The following is a 19,725-nucleotide window of genomic DNA, read 5'->3' as shown; positions in this document are numbered from 1 at the left end:
TAGAGGGAAGCCGCTCAGCGCCGCAGCATCGCGAGGATTTGCGCCACAAGCGCGACGATGACGCCGGTGACCAGAGCCGCAGGGGGCAGTTTCCATACCGCCAGCCCAAGCAGGAGCGCCGCGATCAGCACCGCCCACTTGAGCACAAGCCCCGTCACCAGGCGCCCCAGCGCGAGCCCGGCCGCGGCCGGTGTCTCGCCACTCAGGGCCACCCACGCCGACAGCCAGCCTCCCAGCGCGAGCGCGCCGCCACCCAGGGCCGCCGCCAGCGCATGCGCCGGGCTGGCGGCCAAGAGGGCCAATGCGGTTGCAGCCACCGCAACCAGTTGGACGATCAGCGCCTTGTGGGCCTGCCGTCGGCCATGGGTCACGGAGTTGAGCACGGTTGCCTTCCGGTTCGGGGAGACGTGCCGCAAACGGCGCGGAAACGTCCTGCCAAGCCCATCAAGTATAGCAGGCGATCCGCGCCGTGGACAACCATGACGCGGTGCAGCATTGCCTGTTGGGTCGGCTGTCGCCCCGTGCCGGACCGCCGCGTGCCAGGGTCACATCGTGTCGGGCAGCAGCAGGCTCACGCACAAGCCGCCACCGGCGCGGTTGCCCAGGCCGATGCGCCCTCCGTGAGCCTCGATGATCTCGCGCGCCAGCGCCAGGCCCAGGCCGGTGCCCTGGCGTTTGGTGGAATAAAAAGGCAGCAGGGCATTGGCGAGCACCGCCTCGCTCATCCCGTCACCGCGATCACGCACCTCGATGCGCCAGCCCTGCGGCACGCGCCGCACCGTCAGCCGCACCTCGGATTCCGCCGAGCCGGACTCGTGCGCGTTCTTCAACAGGTTGAGCAGGGCCTGCTCCAGCTGTGCGGCATCGAAACAGGCGCGGCCGTCCTCCGGCTCCAGTTCGATTTCGAAGGTGGCCTGGGAGGCGAGCCGGTCGATGAATGGGCGCCACGCCAGCTCGACGGCCTGCGGTGCGGGCAGCTTGGCGAAGCGCGCGTAGCCGTGGATGAAGCCCTCCAGGTGGCGGGAACGCTCTTCGATGGTGGCCAGCGCCAGCGGCAGACGCTGGTACTGCCCGCGGCGCAGCAGTTCGGCGCCCGAGTGCGCCAGCGAGGCGATGGGTGCCAACGAGTTGTTCAGCTCATGGCTGATGACGCGGATGACCTTCTTCCAGGTTTGCACCTCCTGGCGGCGCAGCTCGGCGGTGAGCTGGCGCAGCATCACCAGCTCGTGCGCCCGGCCATTGAGCAGGAAGTTGCGGCGCGCCAGATGGTAGATCTCCTCGGCTTCCGCCCGCCCCACGGTGAACAGGCCATCCGTGCGACGGGACAATGCCTCGCGTACCGCAGGATCCAGGCCATCGAGCACGGCATCGAAGCTGCGCCCCTCCAGCCGCCGCCCCTCACCCAGCAGGCGGCGCGCGGCGAGATTGCCCAGCACGACGTGGCGCGATGGATCGAGCAGCAGCATCGCGACCGGGGTGTTCTGCAACACGGTATCGAGCAGCAGTTCGCGCTGTACCAGAGCCTGGCGCTGATCGCGCAGCACATCGCCCAGGGCATTGTGCGCACCGACCAGTTCGGCCAGATCGGCCGCGCCATCCCAGTGGATGCCGAAGCTGAAGTCGCCATCGCGATAGGCCGCCACCGTGCCGGCCAGGGCGCGGAACAATGCACGCATCCCGCCTAGCACCTGCCAGGCCAGCGCAGTCGCCACGATGATGGCCACGGCCATGCCCGACAATGCCGCCAACCACGGCGGCAACCAGCGCGTGAACAGCAGGGTCGTCAACACCGCCGCCATCGCTGCGGCCAGTGCCACCACAATCACGCGGGCGTTCAGGCCCATGCTGCGCAGGCGGCCCATGGCTAATCGCGCGCGATGCCGTAGCGTTCCAGGCGCCGGTACAGGGCCTGGCGTGAGAGACCCAGTTCCGCCGCCGCCTGCGCCAGCACCCCTCCGTTGCGCTCCAGTGCGGCCTCGATCATGGTTCGATCCGGCTCGGCCGCTGCCGGCGCATCCACGCCTGCCGGGGCCGGCGAAGCCGCAGGCAGGCCCAATGCGGCCACGTCGATGGTGCCTGCCGAAAGCAGCGCCGCGCGCTGCATCACGTTGCGCAACTCGCGCACGTTGCCGGGCCAGGAATGGGTCATCAGGGCGCGCGCCGCGGCCTCGGAAAGGCTTTTGCCTGGAGGCAGGAAATGCCGTGCCAGCGGCAGGATGTCGCGCCGGCGCTGCGTCAGCGGCGGCAGCTGCAGCTCGATGCCATTTAGCCGGTAATAGAGATCCTCGCGGAAGCGGCCATCGGCGATCATCGCGGACAGATCGGCATTGGTGGCGCTGACCACGCGCACCTTCACGCTGCGCTCCTGATTGCCACCCAGGCGCTGGAAGCGCCCGGTTTCCAGCACCCGCAACAGCTTCACCTGCCCGGCCAGCGGCAAGGTGCCGATTTCGTCCAGGAACAGGGTGCCGCCATCGGCCGCCTCGAACTTGCCGGCCCGCGCCTTGGTGCCGGCACCGGTATACGCCCCGGGTTCTGCGCCAAACAACTCGGCCTCGATCAGCTCGTGCGGCAGTGCGCCACAGTTCACTGCCACGAATGGTCCGTTCTTCACCGCCGAGTTGGCGTGCAGGATTTCGGCGATCTTTTCCTTGCCGCTGCCATTGGGGCCGGTGACCAAGACCGGCAGATCCGAACGCGCCACCTGCAATGCCAGCTGGAGCACCGCCTCGGTGGCACCGTCCTCGTACACGAATCCGCACAGCGCGTGGCCGTCGGCCAGGGTCGAGCGGCGACGCTGCTCCTCGGCGCGACGCTGGTCCAGCGCGTGCCGGGTTTCAGCCAGTTCCAGAAGGTTGTTGATGCTGGCCAGCAGCCGAGCGTCGTCCCAGGGCTTGCCCAGGTAATCCGCGGCACCGGCCTTGACCAGATCGACCGCGGATTCCAGATGCGTCCACGCCGTCAGCAGAATCACCGGCATATCGGGGTGCCGCACGCGAATCTGCCGGAACAGGGCCACGCCCTCCTCGCCGGAGGTGGTATCGGCGCGGAAGTTCATGTCCTGGATCACCAGATCCACGCCATCGCCGCGCAGCGCTTCCAATCCCGCCTCGGGCGAATCGGCGCCCAGCGTCCGGATGTCGTGCAGGGAGAACAGCGTCTCCAGCGCGGTGATGACGGCAGGATTGTCGTCGATGACGAGGATGGTGGGCATGGTTACCAAATCGTGCGCAGATGCGGGTAGGCGTGGATCTTTTCGTCGGCGGTGACCAGCGGCGCGTCGAGCACGCGCGCGGTAGCCACGATCAGACGATCGGCAGGGTCCTTGTGGAAGTCACCGGGCAATTCCACGCTCTGGATCGCGATGGTGTTGTCCACCGGCACGAACTCCACGGCCTCGATCTGCCCGACCAGCTCCAGCCATTGGCCGACATCGACGGACAGCGCCACACGTCCGCGCGCGACCAGCGTCGCCAGCTCCCATGCACTGATCGAGGAAACGGCAATGCGACCGCCCTCGCGCTCGGCTTCGATGGCCCGCAGCGCAGTGGGTGAGAGCGCGGCGTGTTCGCCTGCAACCCACCACAGCAACGCATGGGTATCCAGGACGATCAACCCAGCGCCTCCCATTCGTCCGCCGCCACCGGCTCGGTGGGTGCCTCGTAGCGCAGCAGGGTGCCGCGCAGGAGGCTCAGCGGATCGCGATCACGCGGCTGGTAAGGGCGGATTTCCAGCGTCGGCTTGCCGTGGTCGGTCACGACGATGGGCTTGCCATCGGCTTCCACCTGGCGGAAGTACTCCAGCGCCCGGGCCTTGAATTGCGATTTTGAGATATGGGTTTCCATAGGAATAACCATGACCATGCGACCATGGTCATAATATAGCACATCCGCATTTACGCGCTGCGGGTGGCGATGGCCGGCGGCACGCTGGCGGCGCGCCGCGCCGGCCCGAACACGGCGATCTGACCCAGCAGCCAAAGCGTCAGCGCGCCCAATGGCAGGTAGGCCAGCGGCAGGCGCGCCAGCTCGTAATGCGCCATCAGCCACTGGTTGAGCCCGAACGCCAGGCCAAGCCCGAGCGCGATGCCGCTGCCGGCAAGCAGGAAATTCTCCACCTGGAAATAGCGCAGCACCTGCCCGCGCGTGGCACCCAGCGCGCGGCGGATGCCGATCTGGCGGGTACGCTGGCCCACCCAGAAACTGGTCAGCCCGACGATGCCCAGCGCGGTGATGAACAGCAGCAGTGCGCTGACCAGCAGCAACAGGCCGATCATGTCGCGGTCGTTGGCGAAGTACCGCGCGCGGCTTTCCTCGAAACTGCGCTGGCGCCAGACCAGTCGGTTGGGATCATTGTCGTCCAGCGCGGCCAGCGCCTGGTCCAGCACCTCGGCGCGACGCGACGGATCGGCCACGCGGATCACGTAGCGACCGCCATTGTTGAAGTTCATGCGGATCGGAAAGATCATCGACTGGGTCCGGTTGTTGTCCATCAGGTTTGGGCGCAGCAGGGTGTCGACCACACCGACGATGGTCAGCGGGATATTGGCCATGTACACGGTCTTGCCGACCGCGCCACCCTCGGGGAACAGCCTGTCGGCAGCCGCCTTGCTCAGGATCACGGACGAGGTGAGCCCCTGGACGTCCTCCACGTTGCTCAGCACGTCGCTGCTCATGTATTCGCCGGCCTCGAAGTCCCGGCCGGCGACCAGATCCAGGCCCAGCGTCTCCAATGCGCCCTCGCCCACCATGTACTGGGCCGCGTTGAGCGTCGGGATCTCCTGCTCGGCGGTGAGCGCGAGCGAGCTGTTCCAGCTGCCACTCTGGAACGGCAACTGGTTGATGATGGCCACGGACTCGACGCCGGAAATGGCGCGCAGCACGGCCAGGTCCTCGGCGCTGCGGGCGTCGGCATCGGCTTGCTGCCCGACGCCGCTCAAACCGATCTCCACCAGCAGTGCATCATCCACACCGCTGCGCAGATTCAGCACATCCAGGCGCTCGCCGACGATGAACAGCGCGTTGCACAAGATCGCGCAGCTCAGCGCGATCTCCAGCACGATCAGGCCGGCCGCGGTCTTGTGGCGGCGCAAGGTGGACAGGATGGGACGGATTTCCATGGTGACCTCAGTGGTATGTCGAGAGCCGTGGATCGGGGCTGTGCGCCCGATGGCTTGGAAGGGCGCGGACGTTCGAAAACATTGGCGACACTGCATCGATCTTTGGTGTGTCGGGGCGTGCCTCGGCCAGTGGAAGCGACGGAGGCGCAGCCCCGACCTACTGGGATTTCAGTTGCAGGGCAGGCGGCACCTGCATCGCACGCCACGCCGGCAACACGCCAGCCAGCAGGCTGGCGATGAGCGCCAGCGCGAACGTCAGCAGCAGCATCGAGCCATCCAGATGCGCCAGCGAGGCGTAGTCGGCAGGCCGTTGGCGCACCACCCACAGGCCGCCCAACGCCAGCAGCAGGCCCAGCACGCCACCGGCCAGACCAATGGCTCCGGCCTCGACCAGGCATTGCCGGAAGATCTCCGCGCGGCTGGCACCCAGCGCGCGACGCACGCCGATCTCGCCACTGCGGCGCAGGAACTTGGCCAGCAGCAGACCCACCGTGTTGACCAGACACACCAGCAGGAAACCGAAGGCCAGCCACATCTGCAGCCGCACGTCGCCAGGCACCACGCCGCGATAGTCCAACCACGCCATCACATCGCGCAGGCGGGTGTTGGCCGGGCGCTCGAACCGGCCGGCGGCGCGCTGCTGCTCGGAGTAGTTGTCCAGATAGGCCTTGAACGCAGGCGCGTCGGCCGGCGAATCCAGCTCCACCCAATACTGGATCCATGCGCAGGGCACGTTCAAAGCGGTCTGGTCGTTGACGATCTCGCGGCCGAAACAGTTCATCGTCCCGCGGCGGTCCAGTTTCAGGTCGCGCGAGGTGGAAAAGGGGATGAAAACGTCCTCCTGGCGGTCGTAACCGAACAGGTCGTAGAACAATGGCTGCGGGCTCCAGGCGTCGAGCACGCCGACCACATGCAGCGCGTTCCCGTCGAACCGGACCTCCCGGCCCACGCCACTGCTTTCGCCAAACAGTTTTTCATTCAGCGCGCGACTGATCACCGCCACCCGCGCATGGCTCACATCCTCGGCAGCGGTCCAGCCCGAGCCATGGAGGAACGGCGTGTCGAACATCGGGAAAAAATCCGCGGAGGCATAGCGTGCCCCGACGCTGAACGGCTTGAGGCCCGTATCGCGCGGCTCCACGATGCCGCCACCACCGGTCATCAGCGCCTGGCGCGGCGCACGCTTCTGGCGCAACAGCTCCTCCGCGTCGTAGCGGGTCAGTTGCCATTCCGGCTCTTCGCCAGGCCGGTAACCCTCGCGGGTCTGCGGATCGAGCTGCACGTAGAACAAGCGCCCGCTCTTTTGCGGAATCGGGTCACCCGACAGCACATGGAACACCGTCAACGTGGTCATCGTCGCGCCGATGCCCAGCGCGATCGCCAGCACCATCAGCGCGGTCAGCGCCTTGTTGCGGCGGAAGCTGCGCAGGGCCAGACGAAGGTAATAGGCAAACATTTCGGCTCCTCGGATTTTCAGGCGCTGCGGGTGGCGGTGGCGGGGGGAATGGCGGCGGCACGCAGGGCAGGGCCGAGCACGGCGACCTGGCCGATGAGCCACAACAAGCAGGCACCGGCCGGAAGGTAGGCCAGCGGCAGCCGCGCCAGTTCGAAGTGGCGCATCAGCAGCAGATTGCCGCCATAGGCCAATGCCATGCCGAGCGCGATGCCCATGCCGGCGAGCAGGAAATTCTCCGTCTGGAAATAGCGCAGGATGTCGCTGCGCGTGGCACCGAGCGCGCGCCGCACGCCGATCTGGCGAGTGCGCTGCTGCACCCAGAAGCTGGCCAGGCCGACGATGCCCAGCGCGGTGACCAGCAGCATTGCGGCGATCACGCCGATCAACAGCCAGGCCATCGCGCGGTCACTGCGGAAATAGTGTTCACGCAGCTCCGACAGTTCCCGGCTCTGCTGCAGGTCAAGCACCGCTTCGGGCACGGCCCGCGCCACCGCTTCGCGCGCGGCCTGCATCACCCGGGGCAGGTCGAGCGCATCGGCGCGCAGCACGTAGCTGCCCGATTGTGCATCGTCGCGCACCGGCACGATCACCGACCATTGCGCGCCGGCCACACCCTCTTCGCTGCGCCCCGGGGAGGTGACCGCGAAGTTTTCCACCACGCCGGTCACACGGAAATGCCCGCCGCTCCACAATTCCCTGCCCAGCGGGTTCTCCCCTGGCCACAGATGCTCGGCCAAGGCACGCGTGACCCACACCGGAGCCTCGGTCGGTATGAAGTTCTCGACGGGCTGGAAGTCGTCGGAAGCAAAGGGGCTGCCCTGCACCGGATGCAGGTCGAGCGCCTCGATCGCCGCGGCATCGAACAGATAGAAGTGCAGCACGCCAGCCCAGTGCTGTTGCTCGCGGTCGAGGCTGGCACCCATGTAGCCGGCACGCGGGCCGAACGGGGTGCTGTTTGCGGTGCCGGCGGCACGCAGTCCGGGAATCGCACGCAGTGCGCCGAGCACACGCGCATTGAAGTCGGCGTTGCCGCAACCCTCGCAACCACTCAACGCGATCACGCCGGTGGCACTTTCATCCACTCCGCTGACGATGCGCATCAGTTCCTGGCGATTGTTGATCAGGAAGAACGCATTGCACAGCACCGCGCAGGCCAACGCGATTTCCAGCGTGATCAGTGCCGCGGCGACACGGTGGCGACGCAGTGCGGAGATGATCGGCTTGATGTCCATGTATCGGCTCCGCTCAGAGTGTTTTCAGTTGCATGGCCGGCGCGATGCGGCTGGCACGCAAGGCGGGGAACAGCCCGGCGATCCCACTGGCGGCCAGCGCAAGCGCGAAGGTGGCCACAAACATCGGCATGTCCAGGTGTATCAGGTCGGCGTACTCCACCGGCTGGCGGCGCACCGCCCAAAGACCGAGCAGGGTCAGCAACAGTCCGAACGCGCCGCCGATCACTCCGGTCAATCCCGCCTCGGTCAGGCATTGGGCGAAGATCGAACGCCTCGATGCACCCAGCGCACGACGCACGCCGATTTCACCGCCACGGCGCATGAACTTCGCCAGCAGCAGGCCGACCGTGTTGAACAGGCAAACCAGCAGGAAGGCCAGCGCCAACCAGCTTTGCAGGCGCACGTCGCGTGGCACCACCCGGTTGTAGTCCAGCCATTCCATCAGCGACAACAGACGGGCGTTCTCCGGAAACGGCATGCGCCCCAGCGCCTTTTGCTGCGCGGCGTAGTCGGTGACGAAACGGCGGTAATCGGCCACTTTCGCGTTACTGTCCAGTTCCACCCACAACTGCAACCACACGCAATCGGTGTTCTGCAGGCTACCGGGCGTGGCCGGCAGGGCATTGCAGGTGAACTGGGCAAAGTGGCCGTCGTTGATTTCCAGCCCCGTCTGGAACGGCACCATCACATCCTCCGGCGTGTCGTAGAAGCTGGCGGTATCGCCCTGCGAAAAGTTGCCACCGGCCAGGGTGTGGAATTGCGGCGAGGGCCGCCACGGTGCGAGCACACCGACGATGCGGACCTCGGCATCGCGGATGCGCAGCGTTCGCCCGACGCTGTTGTCGCCGCCGAAGAGTTTTTCGTTGAGATCCGCCGAAATCACCGCGACTCGCGCATGACGCTCGTCATCCTCGGCCGTCCAGGCACCCCCGAAGGCGAAGGGCACGGCAAACATCGGGAAGAAGTCGGCGTGGGTGGACAGCATCGTCGTCATCAGCGACGGATGCCCGGTATCCGGTGCCTGCAACTTGATCCGGCTGTCGTTCACCAGGGCCTGGCGGTCGGCGCGTTGGGCGCGCCACAAGTCCATCGCGGAGGTGTAATCGAGCATGTCCGGCGGCTGGCGTCGTGCGCGATCGGTCGAAAGCGCGTCCACCTGCGGGTAGAAGATATGCTGGCTGCGGCCCGGCAGCGGATCGCCGGAAAGCAGGTGCATCACCGTCAGCGTGGTCATCGCCGCGCCGATGCCCACGGCAATCGACAGCACCATCAACACGGTCAACACCGGGTGACGACGCAGACTGCGCAGGGCGAGTTTGAGGTAGTAGGCAAACATGGTCAGGCCGAGGCCAGCACCGAACCACGCTGCAGGTCGGTCGCCATGCCATCGACGATATGCACGTTGCGCTGGGCGCGGGCAGCCAGTTCGGCGTCGTGGGTGACCATCACGATGGTGGTGCCGCGCGCGTTGATGTCCTCCAGCAGCTCCATCACGCTGCGGGCCATTTGCGAATCGAGGTTGCCGGTGGGCTCGTCCGCCAGCAGCAGGCGCGGGTCGCCGGCCAGGGCGCGGGCGATGGCGGCGCGCTGCTGCTGGCCGCCGGACAGTTCCGCCGGGTAGTGCTTCATGCGCGAGCCCAGGCCCACGTCGGTCAGCGCCTTTTCGATGCGTTGGCGGCGCTCGGCCGCGCCCATGCCGCGATAGCGCAGCGGCACGTCGACATTGTCGAACAGGTTGAGGTCGGGGATCAGGTTGAAGCTCTGGAAGATGAAGCCGATCTTGCGGTTGCGCAGCTTCGAGCGGGCGTTGTCGTCGAGACCTTTGACGTCCACGCCATCGAGCACGTAGCTGCCGCTGGTGAACTCCTCCAGCAGGCCGGCGATGTTGAGGAAGGTCGTCTTGCCCGAACCGGACGGGCCGGTGACGGCGACGAACTCGCCTTCCTTCACGACGAGGTCGAGCGCGCGCAGGGCGTGGGTTTCGACCAGTTCGGTGCGATAGATCTTGCTGACGTCTTGCATGTTGAGCATGGCTCAGTCTCCCGTGATGCGGACCCTGTCCGCGTTGTCGAAGCGGTCGGCACCGGAAATCACCACCCGGTCGCCGGCCTCCAAACCGGATATCACTTCCACCGCATCGAGCCCGGCCACGCCGAGCTGGATCGGGCGGCGCACCGCGCTGCTGCCCTCGACCACCCAGGCATAGCGGCCACCACCCTGTTCCAGGAAGGGGCCGCGCTCGATCCGCAGGATGTCATCGCGACGGTCCAGCACGATGCGGGCGGAAAGGCGCTGGTTCTGGCGCAGGCCGGGCGGCTGTTCGCCCTCGTCGAAGCGCAGCCGTGCGGTCACTTCGCCATTGACCACTTCGGGTGATACCGCCGCCACGCTCGCGGTGTACATCGCGGCGTTGCCGCGCACTTCGGCGGGAATGCCGATGGCAAGGTCACGCGCGAAACTTTCGGGCACGCGCACTTCCACCTCGAATTCCGACAGATCCACCACGCTCAGGATCGGTGCGTGGATGGCGACGTTGGCACCCTGTGCCACCTGCACCTGGCCGACCTGTCCGTCGAAGGGCGCGCGCAAGGCCAGGGCGTCGACCTGGCGTTGCAGCTCATCGACCACGGCCTTCTGGCGGATCGCCAGCAGACGCTTGTTCTCGGCATCGATCTTTGTGCCCTGCAACTGCAACTCGTGGCTTTCGCGCGCGGCGGCGACGCCGATCTCGGCCTTGCGCAGGTTGTCGCGGGCGCGATCCAGATCGTTGCGCGGCAGCGCGCCCAGGTCGAAGGCGCGCTGCATGCGCTCCAGGTCGCGCTGGGCGGCGGTCTGTTCCACCCGGGCCTGGTCGAGCAGCTTGCGCGCCTCGAAGCGGGCCAGCCGTGCATCCAGGCCGGCGCGGCGCGATTCGCCTTCCAGGCTGGCCAGGGTGGATTCCTCCTGCACCAGCCGGCTGCGCAGTTCCGGGCTGTCGATGCTGGCCAGTGTCTGTCCCGCACTTACGGCGTCGCCGGCGACCACGTCCAGGCGCACGGTGCCGCCGGCGATGGCGTACAGGGTGGGGCTGTTGGCGGTGATGACACGCGCCTCGGCCGACAAGTCGCGCACCAGATCGCCGCGGGTGACGGTGGCGATGCGCAGACGCGAGGCATCAACCGAACGGCCACCAGTCGACCAGCCCGACACCAGCCATGCCAGCGCCAGCACGAAGGCAAGGCCCGCAGCGGCGAGGATCAGCCAGCGGCGACGCGTGCGGCGGCGGATGTCGAGCGGGCTGCGCAGGCTGTCTTGGGCGGAAGTGTCACGGATCATGGAGGGCTCGGATCGGGATACTCCTGTTCATAAGGCAGGATGCATGCCAACCATTTATCCGCCGCAGCCATTTGTTTTTGCAGTGTTTTTTATATCCCGCCCGCTGTCCGCCCTGTCCGGCCGGACGTTTGCCACAATCCCCGGACGGGGTGCATGCGATACTTCCCGCCCCGTCCCGCCCTTGAGAAGCTCCATGTGTGGAATCGTCGGCGCCATCGCCCATCGTGACGTCGTTCCCCTGCTGGTCGATGGCCTCAAGCGGCTGGAATACCGTGGCTATGATTCGGCCGGCATCGCGGTGATCGCCAACGAGGACGTGCACCGCGTGCGCCGCACCGGGCGCGTGGCCGAGATGGAAGCCGCTGCGCTGGCCGAAGGGCTGATCGCCCACCTCGGCATCGGCCACACCCGCTGGGCCACGCACGGCGGCGTCACCGAATCCAACGCGCACCCGCACATCAGCCATGGCGAGCTGGCGCTGGTGCACAACGGCATCATCGAGAACCACGAGGCGCAGCGCGAGCGCCTGATCGCGCTTGGCTACCGGTTCGAATCGCAGACCGATACCGAAGTCATCGCCCACCTCATCCACCACCACCGCGCGCGGGGCGCCAGCCTGATCGGCGCCTTGCAGCAGGCGGTGAAGGAGCTGCACGGTGCCTACGCGCTGGCGGTGATCGACCGGCGCGATCCTTTCACCCTGGTGGCCGCGCGCGTGGGCTGTCCCCTGCTGGTCGGCCTGGGCGACGGCGAGAACTTCGTCGCTTCCGACGTTTCCGCGATCGTTTCCGCCACCCGCCGGGTGATCTTCCTGGAGGAGGGCGACACCGCCGAGCTGAGCTGCGATGCGGTGCGGGTGTTCGATGCCGACGATGCGCCCGTCACGCGCGAGGTGCACGTCTCCGATGTCTCGCTCGCCTCGCTCGAGCTGGGCCCGTACCGCCACTTCATGCAGAAGGAGATCCACGAGCAGCCGCGCGCCATCGGCGACACCGTGGAGGGCATCGTCGATGCCGGCGGGTTCGACGCGGTGCTGTTCGGAGCGGACGCCGCGCGGCTTCTCGCCGACGTGGACTCGGTGCAGGTTCTGGCCTGCGGCACCAGCTATTACGCCGGCCTGACCGCGCGCTACTGGATCGAAGCGCTCGCCGGTCTTCCCTGCGCCGTCGACATCGCCAGCGAATACCGCTATCGCCGCGTGGTGGCGAACCCGAAACAGCTCATCGTCACCATCTCCCAGTCCGGCGAAACCCTGGACACGATGGAGGCGCTCAAATACGCCAAGGCGCAGGGACAGGACAAGACCCTGTCGATCTGCAACGTGCCCGAGAGCGCCATCCCGCGCGCCAGCCGGCTGGTGTTCCACACCCGTGCCGGTGCGGAAATCGGCGTGGCGTCCACCAAGGCCTTCACCACGCAGCTGGTGGCGCTGTTCGCGCTGGCGGTCACGCTCGGAAAACTGCGCGGGCAGGTCGATGCCGAACGCGAAGCGGCGCTGCTCGATGACCTGCGGCATCTGCCCGGCAGCGTGCAGCACGCGCTCAACCTGGAGCCGCAGGTGGCGTCGTGGGCGGAAAAATTCGCGCCGCGCCAGCACGCCCTGTTCCTCGGCCGCGGCACGCACTATCCGATCGCGCTGGAAGGCGCGTTGAAGCTCAAGGAAATTTCCTACATCCACGCCGAAGGCTACCCCGCCGGCGAGCTCAAGCATGGCCCGCTGGCGCTGGTGGACGAGGCCATGCCGGTGGTCGTCATCGCGCCCAACGACGCGCTCCTGGAAAAGGTGAAATCCAACATCCAGGAAGTGCGCGCGCGCGGCGGCGAGATGTTCGTCTTCGCCGACGCCGACAGCAGCTTCACCCAGTCCGAAGGCGTGCACGTCATCCGCACCCCGCGCCACGTCGGGATCCTGTCTCCCATCGTGCACGCGATCCCGGTGCAGCTGCTTGCCTATCACACCGCCCTGGCGCGCGGCACCGACGTCGACAAGCCGCGCAATCTGGCCAAGAGCGTGACGGTGGAATAAGCGCTGCGGCGGCGGGTTGCCGGACCTGCGGCCAGGATCCGCAAGGCCGCAAGCGGTGTGGCCCGACGCCGGGCCGAAGCCCGCGCGGCAGCCGGCGCTATGCGCGACGCGGGCTGGCACCTAAGCTGGCGGTGCCGGGATCGCCACGTCCGCCGCGGGGTTCCGCACCCTTCCTGCCCGAGGAGACCGCGATGACGCTTCCCGATCCGCGATGGAACACGATGGCGCGATCCGCGCGCCGGCGGCTTCGCAGCCTGCGCGGTGCGTGCGCCGTGGGGCTCCTGATCGGATGGCTGGGTGCTGCGCCGCACGCGCAGGGCGGCGACGTGCCGATCGGGGCGGCGTTGGACTACGGTCAGGCCGATCACTGGCTGGCGCTTCCCGATCATCCGTCGGCGGCGATGGCGACGCCGCGCGGCGCGGGGTTTTCCGATCTGCAGGCACAGGCGGTGGCCGACGTGTTCTATGTGCATCCGACCACGGCGATGCGCGAAGACGTGCGCAATGCGTCGCTGGATGATGCGGACGCCAACCACATGGCCGAACTGATGCTGCTCACCCAGGCCACGCCGTTCAACGCGGTGGCGCGAGTGTACGCGCCGCGCTACCGCCAGATCACCTTGTCGACCTATGCGCTGGACGCGCAGGCGCAGCAGGCCCCGCTCAACCTCGCTTACGCCGACGTGCTGGCCGCGTTCCGACACTACGCGACGCACTACAACCAGGGCCGCCCCTTCTTTCTGGTGGGCCACAGCCAGGGCACCAACCACGCCCAGCGCCTGCTGTTGGAGGCGATCCAGGGCACGCCGATGGAAGACCTGCTGGTCGCCGCCTACCTGCCCGGGCAGCCGATCCCGCGCGCATTCTTCCGGGACGACCTGATCCGCCTGCCGCCCTGCGAGCGTCCGTCGCAGGTGGGCTGCGTGGCCATCTGGCAAACCTTCGGCGAGGGGGCGCAGCCGGAGGAAATTGCGCAGTGGCGGCAGGACAACGCGTACTGGAGTCGCGCCGCGCAGCGCTGGATCGCGCCGCCCGACGGGCCGCTCGCCGGGATGAATCCGGTGAGCTGGGATGCCCGACGCGCCCGCACGCCGGCGCGCCGGCACCGCGGCGCGGTGCCGTTCGGCACCCGGGAGACCTATGCCGCGCTGCTGCCGCAGCAGGTCTCGACCATCCTGCGGGGCGGCTACACGCGCGTCTCGCCGGGCGTGCTGCCGGCGACATGCTTCGACGACGGCGGCGTGTTCGGCGGGCGCAACCTCCACGTCTTCGACATCGCGCTCTTCTGGCTCGACCTGCGCGAGAACGCGCGCCTGCGGCTGAACGCCTGGCGGTTGCGCCACGGCGCACGCGAGCCGCTGCTCGGCGCGACCGCGCGCGTGCAGGCACCGGTCGGAAGACCATGGCACCATCGGATCGCAGTCCGGAATCCGGTGGTGTCCTTCGAGGTCATGGGGCTGCCGCCGGGGCTGGCGCTGGATGCGCGGCGCGGCGTGATCCACGGCACCGTGTACGAGGCCGGTACTTTTGCGCTGCGAATCAGCGCCAGCAACGCCCACGGCAGCGACCACGCCGAGCTGGCGCTGGTGGTGATGGACGCCGGGCGCTGAGAAAGCGACCGGTTTCCCGGTCAGGCAAAGGTCTCGTTGAGCCAGTCCATCGAAACCGCCGCGGAAAACGCCAGGTTGCCCGATTGGCAGTGCCCCTCGGCACCTTCATCCTTGCCGAACAGGTGCCCGGTCGCGCGCGGCACCCGGGCCAGAAAGCGCCGGTACTGCGCTATCGGCTCGCGCCCCTCGCCTTCGCCCGCCAGCGCCAGCGAGGCGCAGCGCAGGCCGGCCAGCTCCTCGTCCCCGATCCGGAATGCCTGCAGCCGCCGGTAGGCGGCCTTGAAGCTGCCGCCGCCCACGCGCAGCATCAGGTTGCGCGACATCAGCCGCGTCTGGACGGGCATGATGTCTTCCGGAATCCGCTCGAGATCGGCCACGCCAAAGTCATCGGCATCGGGCATCCGCGCCGGATCGAAGCCCGCGAACGAGGTCATGTAGGCGTGCAGGTCCAGGATCGGGGAATTGGGGATCAGCGCGCGGATGCGCGGCTCGTGCACCGCGATGCGGGTGGCGAAATAGCCGCCGAAGCTGATGCCCATCAGCGCGATGCGCGCGCGATCCGTTTCCGCGCGGCCCAGAAGGTAGTCCACCGCGGGCGTGCCGACGCGCTCGAAGTCCGGCGCGAATTCCAGCCCCGGATGAAAGCGCAGCGTGTCCATCTGGCCCGGCCCGGTGAACAGCAGCACGCGGTAGCCGCGCTCCAGCGCCGCGCGGCCGTAGGCGAGCCAGGTTTCCTCCAGCGTGCCGTCGTAGCCGCTGATGATCATCAGCGTTTTGCCGGGTTCGGTTCCCACCTTGGCTGGCAGCAGATAGTAGGCCGGCAGGCCGAGGCTGCCGCAGGGCAGGGTGACTTCCTCGCAGTGGTGCCCACCGACGCGCATCGCGGCCAGAAAGCAGTCGCGGCTGGCCAACCCGTACTGCGCATGGCGCGGATCGTCGGCGGCGGCGTAGTACTCGGCCGCCCGCCAGCTGTTGCAGGCCACCAGCAAACCGTCGCGCGCGCTGATCGCATGCCCGCGCGCCGCGCGCCGCTCCGCGTCCGCTTGCTGGCGCGCCGCCGCGGCTGCAAACGCGTCGACCCAGCTTTGCGGATTGCCGTCTTCGATCTGCTGCGCCAGGCCCAGGCATTCGCCCAGCGCCGCGCCGCCGTAGCGGATCGCGCCGAGCTGCCGAAGAAGCTGGTACTCCATTTCCGGATTGGTGAATCCAGCGACCCGCAGCCGGCCTCGCTCCAGCGCCTCGTCCATATCCCGTTTCCCCTTCCCGCTCATGGTCGCGCCACGCTATCGCACCGCTGCGTCCATGAAATTGACGCAAGTCATTCTCAGACGCCCTGTCGCGATCAAGGTCGTTCCTGCATCGCGGCACAAACGCCCCGCGATATTCGGGGCCTATCCGACCACCCGCCACGCCCCCGGCGCGAGGCCGTCCAGCGCGTGGTGGCCGACGGCGAGGCGCACCAGCCGCAGGGTGGGATGGCCGACGGCGGCGGTCATGCGGCGCACCTGGCGGTTGCGGCCTTCGCTGATGGCTAGTTCGAGGAAGCTGTCCGGCACGCTCTTGCGGAAGCGCACGGGTGGATCACGCTTCCAGAGCCAGCCGGGTGCCTCCACGCGCCGCACGCGCGCGGGACGGGTGCGGCCGTCGTTGAGCGCGACGCCGGCGCGCAGCGCCTCCAGCGCGGCCTCGTCCGGTTCGCCTTCCACCTGTACCAGATAGGACTTTTCCTCGCGATGGCGCGGATCGGTGATGCGGTGCGCGAGGCCGCCGTCGTCGGTCAGCAGCAGCAGGCCTTCGGAGTCGAAGTCCAGCCGCCCGGCCGGATACACCCCCGGCGGCAGGCCGAAGCCGGCGAGCGTGGGGCGCGGCGGCTGGCTGCGGTCGGTGAACTGGCACAGCACGCCGTAGGGCTTGTTGAAGGCGATGAGCATCGGCACGCAGGCAGAAGACAATGCGTCACGATAGCGGGATTTGGCGCGAGACAGAGCTTGGCGGAAGCTCATTCGCAGGCAAGCCACCTCCAGCGACAGCAGTCGAGATCGATCGCCTCGCCGTGGGAAAATGCTGCAATGACTTCCGCGCCCATCTCCGCTCCCGCAGCCCGTCACCCGCTGCGCCGCCTGTTCCGTTACGCCCGACCGTACCGCCGCGATGCCGCGCTGGCGTCGCTGTACTCGGTGCTCAACAAGGTGTTCGACGTACTGCCCGAGGCGCTGATCGGCGTGGCGGTGGATATCGTCGTCAACCAGCGCGATTCCTTCCTCGCGCGCATGGGCGTGGCCGAGCCGCTGCACCAGCTGCTGCTGCTGACCGGCATCACGGTGCTGGTGTGGCTGTGCGAGTCCACGTTCGAATACCTCTATGCGCTCAAGTGGCGGCGGTTGGCGCAGGACCTGCAGCACGAGCTGCGGCTGGCGGCGTACTCGCACCTGCAGGCGCTGCCGCCGGATTTCGTCACCGATGCGCGCAGCGGTCGCCTGATGGCGGTACTCAACGAGGACGTGCACCAGATCGAGCGCTTCCTCAACACCGGGGCCAACGACCTGATCCAGGTGACGGTTTCGGCCAGCCTGATCGGCACGGTGTTCTTCCTGCTGACCGCGGATCTGGCCGCGCTCGCCTTCCTGCCGATCCCGCTGATCCTGGTCGGGGCGTTCTGGTTCCAGAAGAAGCTCGCGCCGCGCTATGCCGCCGCGCGCGAGGCCGCCGCCGCGGTTTCGGATCGGCTCAACAACAACCTCGCCGGCATCGCCACGATCAAGGCCTACACCGCCGAGGCGCAGGAGTTCGAGCGCGTGCGCGGGGTTTCGGACACCTACCGCGCGCGCAACGCCGAGGCGATCCGCTTCGCCGCCGCCATCACCCCGGTGATCCGCATGGCGGTGCTGGCGGGCTTCGTGGCGACGCTGCTCTACGGTGGCTGGAAGGCGCTGTCCGGGGAACTGGGCATCGGTGCCTATTCGGCGCTCGTGTTCCTGACCCAGCGCCTGCTGTGGCCGCTGACGCGGCTGGCCGACATGACCGACCTCTACCAGCGCGCCATGGCCTCGGTGAACCGGGTGATGGACCTCATCGACGCGCCGCTGCCGCCGCTGCCGAGTGGCAGCTTGCCCGAGCTGGTGCGCGGCGAAGTGCGCTTTGCGGACGTGCGGCTTTCCTACGATGCGCGGCGGGTGCTGCACGGCGTGGATCTCGCGATTCCCGCCGGCCACACCGTGGCCCTGGTCGGTCCGACGGGCGGCGGCAAGAGCAGCCTGCTGCGGCTGCTGCTTGGTTTTGTTGCGCCCGAATCGGGCCGCGTCTGCGTGGACGGCGTGGACATCGCCGGACTCGATCCGGCCCACCTGCGCCGCCACATCGGCTACGTGGCGCAGGATCCTTTCCTCACCGATGCCAGCATCGCCGACAACATCGCCTATGGCGATGCCGAACCCGATCGTGCGCGCATCGCGCGCGCCGCCGAGCTGGCGCAGGCGGCGGAATTCATCGCGGCGCTGCCGCAGGGCGTCGACAGCCCCGTGGGCGAGCGCGGCAGCCGGCTGTCCGGTGGCCAGCGCCAGCGCATCGCCATCGCCCGCGCGCTTTACCGCGATCCGGCCATCCTCGTGCTGGACGAGGCCACCTCGGCGGTCGACAACGAAACCGAGGCCGCGATCCAGTCCGCCCTGCGCGCGCTCACCGGCGAACGCACCACGCTGATCGTCGCGCACCGCCTTTCCACCGTGCGCCACGCCCACGCCATCCACGTGATGGAGGCCGGTCGCATCGTGGAATCGGGCAGCCACGACGAGCTCGTCGCCCGCGGCGGCACCTACGCCGCGCTGTGGCGGTTGCAGATGGGGGAAGGGTGAGCGTCGCGCGGACGTGGCGAAGCGTGGCGCGAGCCGTCACAGCCGCCGCGTCCGCTCGTCTAGAATGCCCACACCATTGTCGGGAGGCACGCACATGATCTTCATCTGGATACTGATGGCCTTTGTCGTCATCACGATCTTCCGCGGCGTGAAATCGGTGCCCCAGGGCTACGAATACACGGTGCAGCGCTTCGGCCGCTACACCCACACGCTGTCGCCGGGGCTGGGCTTCATCATCCCGTGGATCGACGCGATCGGCCGCAAGATGAACATGATGGAGCAGGTGCTCGACGTGCCCAGTCAGGACGTCATCACCAAGGACAACGCCGTGGTGAAGGTCGATGGCGTGGTGTTCTTCCAGGTGCTGGACGCAGCCAAGGCGGCCTACGAGGTGGCCGAGCTGGAAGTCGCCATCCTCAATCTCGTCATGACCAACATCCGCACCGTGCTGGGTGCGATGGACCTGGACGAATCGCTCTCCAAGCGCGACGAGATCAACTCGCGCCTGCTGGCGGTGGTCGATCAGGCCACCCACCCCTGGGGCGTGAAGGTCAACCGCATCGAGATCAAGGACATCCAGCCGCCGCGCGACCTGATCGATTCGATGGCGCGGCAGATGAAGGCAGAGCGCGAGAAGCGCGCCAACATTCTCGATGCCGAAGGCTTCCGCGCCGCCGCCATCCTCAAGGCCGAGGGCGAGAAGCAGGCCGTGGTGCTGGATGCCGAAGGCCGGCGCGAAGCCGCCTTCCGCGACGCCGAGGCGCGCGAGCGCCTGGCCGAAGCCGAGGCCAAGGCCACCACGATGGTGTCCGAGGCCATTGCCCAGGGCGACCTGCAGGCGATCAACTATTTCGTCGCGCAAAAGTACGTGGAGGCGCTCAAGGACTTCGCCCATTCGCCCAACCAGAAAACCCTGCTGCTGCCGATGGAAACCACCGGCGTGCTCGGCTCGCTGGCCGGCATCGTGGAGCTGACCCGCGCGGTCGGGCCGGACGCGCCGCCGCGCCCGCCGGCAGCCAAGGCCCCGCAGCGCGCCGTGTTCACCACCGATCCGCCGCCCGCGCCGAGGCCGCCGCAGCCGGCCCGGCCGCAGCCGCCGGCCGCGGGCTGAGGTGA

17 protein-coding genes are annotated in these 19,725 nt (G+C 68.0%); 4 read left to right on the top strand and 13 right to left on the bottom strand.

Features of this window, described 5'->3' with window-relative positions:
• Positions 1-14 precede the first annotated feature (14 nt).
• From WB794_RS01015 to WB794_RS00965, 11 genes are all read right to left on the bottom strand, one after another.
• Entirely contained in the window at positions 15-383 is a 369-nt protein-coding gene (locus tag WB794_RS01015) for a hypothetical protein (RefSeq protein ID WP_337333971.1), read from the bottom strand.
• Positions 384-545: 162 nt separating this feature from the next.
• A complete protein-coding gene (locus WB794_RS01010) occupies positions 546-1,844 on the bottom strand; it encodes a sensor histidine kinase (RefSeq protein ID WP_415926626.1) in 1,299 nt (432 codons plus the stop codon).
• A gap of 20 nt (positions 1,845-1,864) precedes the next feature.
• On the bottom strand, positions 1,865-3,214 hold the full coding sequence (locus WB794_RS01005; protein ID WP_337333969.1) for a sigma-54-dependent transcriptional regulator: 1,350 nt from the start codon (positions 3,212-3,214) through the stop codon (positions 1,865-1,867).
• 2 nt (positions 3,215-3,216) lie between these two features.
• On the bottom strand, positions 3,217-3,615 hold the full coding sequence (locus WB794_RS01000; protein ID WP_337333968.1) for a type II toxin-antitoxin system VapC family toxin: 399 nt from the start codon (positions 3,613-3,615) through the stop codon (positions 3,217-3,219).
• On the bottom strand, positions 3,612-3,845 hold the full coding sequence (locus WB794_RS00995; RefSeq protein WP_337333967.1) for a type II toxin-antitoxin system Phd/YefM family antitoxin: 234 nt from the start codon (positions 3,843-3,845) through the stop codon (positions 3,612-3,614). The genes WB794_RS01000 and WB794_RS00995 overlap by 4 nt, the downstream gene beginning before the upstream one ends.
• Positions 3,846-3,895: 50 nt before the next feature.
• Positions 3,896-5,119, bottom strand: a complete 1,224-nt coding sequence (locus tag WB794_RS00990) for an ABC transporter permease (RefSeq protein WP_337333966.1) — start codon at positions 5,117-5,119, stop codon at positions 3,896-3,898.
• A gap of 157 nt (positions 5,120-5,276) precedes the next feature.
• Positions 5,277-6,575: an ABC transporter permease gene (locus WB794_RS00985; RefSeq protein WP_337333965.1), complete on the bottom strand. Its 1,299-nt coding sequence runs from the start codon at positions 6,573-6,575 to the stop codon at positions 5,277-5,279.
• Positions 6,576-6,592: 17 nt separating this feature from the next.
• The gene (locus tag WB794_RS00980) at positions 6,593-7,807 is read right to left on the bottom strand and encodes an ABC transporter permease (RefSeq protein WP_337333964.1); all 1,215 of its coding nucleotides are present in this window, start codon (positions 7,805-7,807) and stop codon (positions 6,593-6,595) included.
• Positions 7,808-7,820: 13 nt separating this feature from the next.
• Positions 7,821-9,143, bottom strand: a complete 1,323-nt coding sequence (locus WB794_RS00975) for an ABC transporter permease (RefSeq protein ID WP_337333963.1) — start codon at positions 9,141-9,143, stop codon at positions 7,821-7,823.
• A 2-nt stretch (positions 9,144-9,145) separates the two neighbouring features.
• Complete coding sequence (locus WB794_RS00970; protein WP_337333962.1) at positions 9,146-9,838, bottom strand: ABC transporter ATP-binding protein; 693 nt, start codon at positions 9,836-9,838, stop codon at positions 9,146-9,148.
• A 3-nt stretch (positions 9,839-9,841) separates the two neighbouring features.
• The gene (locus WB794_RS00965) at positions 9,842-11,122 is read right to left on the bottom strand and encodes an efflux RND transporter periplasmic adaptor subunit (RefSeq protein WP_337333961.1); all 1,281 of its coding nucleotides are present in this window, start codon (positions 11,120-11,122) and stop codon (positions 9,842-9,844) included.
• Between the two features lie 193 nt (positions 11,123-11,315).
• Between WB794_RS00965 and glmS the strand changes: the two genes are divergently transcribed.
• Both glmS and WB794_RS00955 read left to right on the top strand, forming a co-directional pair.
• Positions 11,316-13,148 (top strand): glutamine--fructose-6-phosphate transaminase (isomerizing), encoded by a 1,833-nt coding sequence (gene glmS, locus WB794_RS00960; protein WP_337333960.1) that lies wholly within the window; start codon positions 11,316-11,318, stop codon positions 13,146-13,148.
• 191 nt (positions 13,149-13,339) lie between these two features.
• Positions 13,340-14,758, top strand: a complete 1,419-nt coding sequence (locus tag WB794_RS00955) for a DUF3089 domain-containing protein (RefSeq protein WP_337333959.1) — start codon at positions 13,340-13,342, stop codon at positions 14,756-14,758.
• Between the two features lie 20 nt (positions 14,759-14,778).
• On the opposite strand, the gene WB794_RS00950 is transcribed toward WB794_RS00955, so the two are convergent.
• Positions 14,779-16,005, bottom strand: a complete 1,227-nt coding sequence (locus WB794_RS00950) for an alpha/beta hydrolase family protein (protein WP_337333958.1) — start codon at positions 16,003-16,005, stop codon at positions 14,779-14,781.
• Positions 16,006-16,149: 144 nt separating this feature from the next.
• A complete protein-coding gene (locus WB794_RS00945; protein WP_337334024.1) occupies positions 16,150-16,689 on the bottom strand; it encodes a pseudouridine synthase in 540 nt (179 codons plus the stop codon).
• A 138-nt stretch (positions 16,690-16,827) separates the two neighbouring features.
• Between WB794_RS00945 and WB794_RS00940 the strand changes: the two genes are divergently transcribed.
• Both WB794_RS00940 and WB794_RS00935 read left to right on the top strand, forming a co-directional pair.
• Positions 16,828-18,609, top strand: a complete 1,782-nt coding sequence (locus tag WB794_RS00940) for an ABC transporter ATP-binding protein (protein ID WP_337333957.1) — start codon at positions 16,828-16,830, stop codon at positions 18,607-18,609.
• Positions 18,610-18,703: 94 nt separating this feature from the next.
• On the top strand, positions 18,704-19,720 hold the full coding sequence (locus WB794_RS00935) for an SPFH domain-containing protein (protein WP_337333956.1): 1,017 nt from the start codon (positions 18,704-18,706) through the stop codon (positions 19,718-19,720).
• Positions 19,721-19,725: the final 5 nt, after the last annotated feature.

The organism is Denitratimonas tolerans, assembly GCF_037203605.1.
GTDB lineage: Bacteria > Pseudomonadota > Gammaproteobacteria > Xanthomonadales > Xanthomonadaceae > Denitratimonas > Denitratimonas tolerans.
Note: the sequence above shows the minus strand (reverse complement) of the source record. Positions and strands in the feature narration are given on the sequence as shown.

Excerpts from the sequence above, each read along its gene's own strand:
- WB794_RS00975 (WP_337333963.1), bottom strand. The coding sequence starts at position 9,143 with ATGTTTGCCTACTACCTCAAACTCGCCCTGCGCAGTCTGCGTCGTCAC.
- WB794_RS00980 (WP_337333964.1), bottom strand. The coding sequence starts at position 7,807 with ATGGACATCAAGCCGATCATCTCCGCACTGCGTCGCCACCGTGTCGCC.
- WB794_RS01010 (WP_415926626.1), bottom strand. The coding sequence starts at position 1,844 with ATGGGCCTGAACGCCCGCGTGATTGTGGTGGCACTGGCCGCAGCGATG.
- WB794_RS00970 (WP_337333962.1), bottom strand. The coding sequence starts at position 9,838 with ATGCTCAACATGCAAGACGTCAGCAAGATCTATCGCACCGAACTGGTC.
- WB794_RS01005 (WP_337333969.1), bottom strand. The coding sequence starts at position 3,214 with ATGCCCACCATCCTCGTCATCGACGACAATCCTGCCGTCATCACCGCG.
- WB794_RS00945 (WP_337334024.1), bottom strand. The coding sequence starts at position 16,689 with ATGCTCATCGCCTTCAACAAGCCCTACGGCGTGCTGTGCCAGTTCACC.
- glmS (WP_337333960.1), top strand. The coding sequence starts at position 11,316 with ATGTGTGGAATCGTCGGCGCCATCGCCCATCGTGACGTCGTTCCCCTG.
- WB794_RS00965 (WP_337333961.1), bottom strand. The coding sequence starts at position 11,122 with ATGATCCGTGACACTTCCGCCCAAGACAGCCTGCGCAGCCCGCTCGAC.
- WB794_RS00940 (WP_337333957.1), top strand. The coding sequence starts at position 16,828 with ATGACTTCCGCGCCCATCTCCGCTCCCGCAGCCCGTCACCCGCTGCGC.
- WB794_RS00995 (WP_337333967.1), bottom strand. The coding sequence starts at position 3,845 with ATGGAAACCCATATCTCAAAATCGCAATTCAAGGCCCGGGCGCTGGAG.
- WB794_RS00950 (WP_337333958.1), bottom strand. The coding sequence starts at position 16,005 with ATGGACGAGGCGCTGGAGCGAGGCCGGCTGCGGGTCGCTGGATTCACC.
- WB794_RS00985 (WP_337333965.1), bottom strand. The coding sequence starts at position 6,575 with ATGTTTGCCTATTACCTTCGTCTGGCCCTGCGCAGCTTCCGCCGCAAC.
- WB794_RS00955 (WP_337333959.1), top strand. The coding sequence starts at position 13,340 with ATGACGCTTCCCGATCCGCGATGGAACACGATGGCGCGATCCGCGCGC.
- WB794_RS00990 (WP_337333966.1), bottom strand. The coding sequence starts at position 5,119 with ATGGAAATCCGTCCCATCCTGTCCACCTTGCGCCGCCACAAGACCGCG.
- WB794_RS00935 (WP_337333956.1), top strand. The coding sequence starts at position 18,704 with ATGATCTTCATCTGGATACTGATGGCCTTTGTCGTCATCACGATCTTC.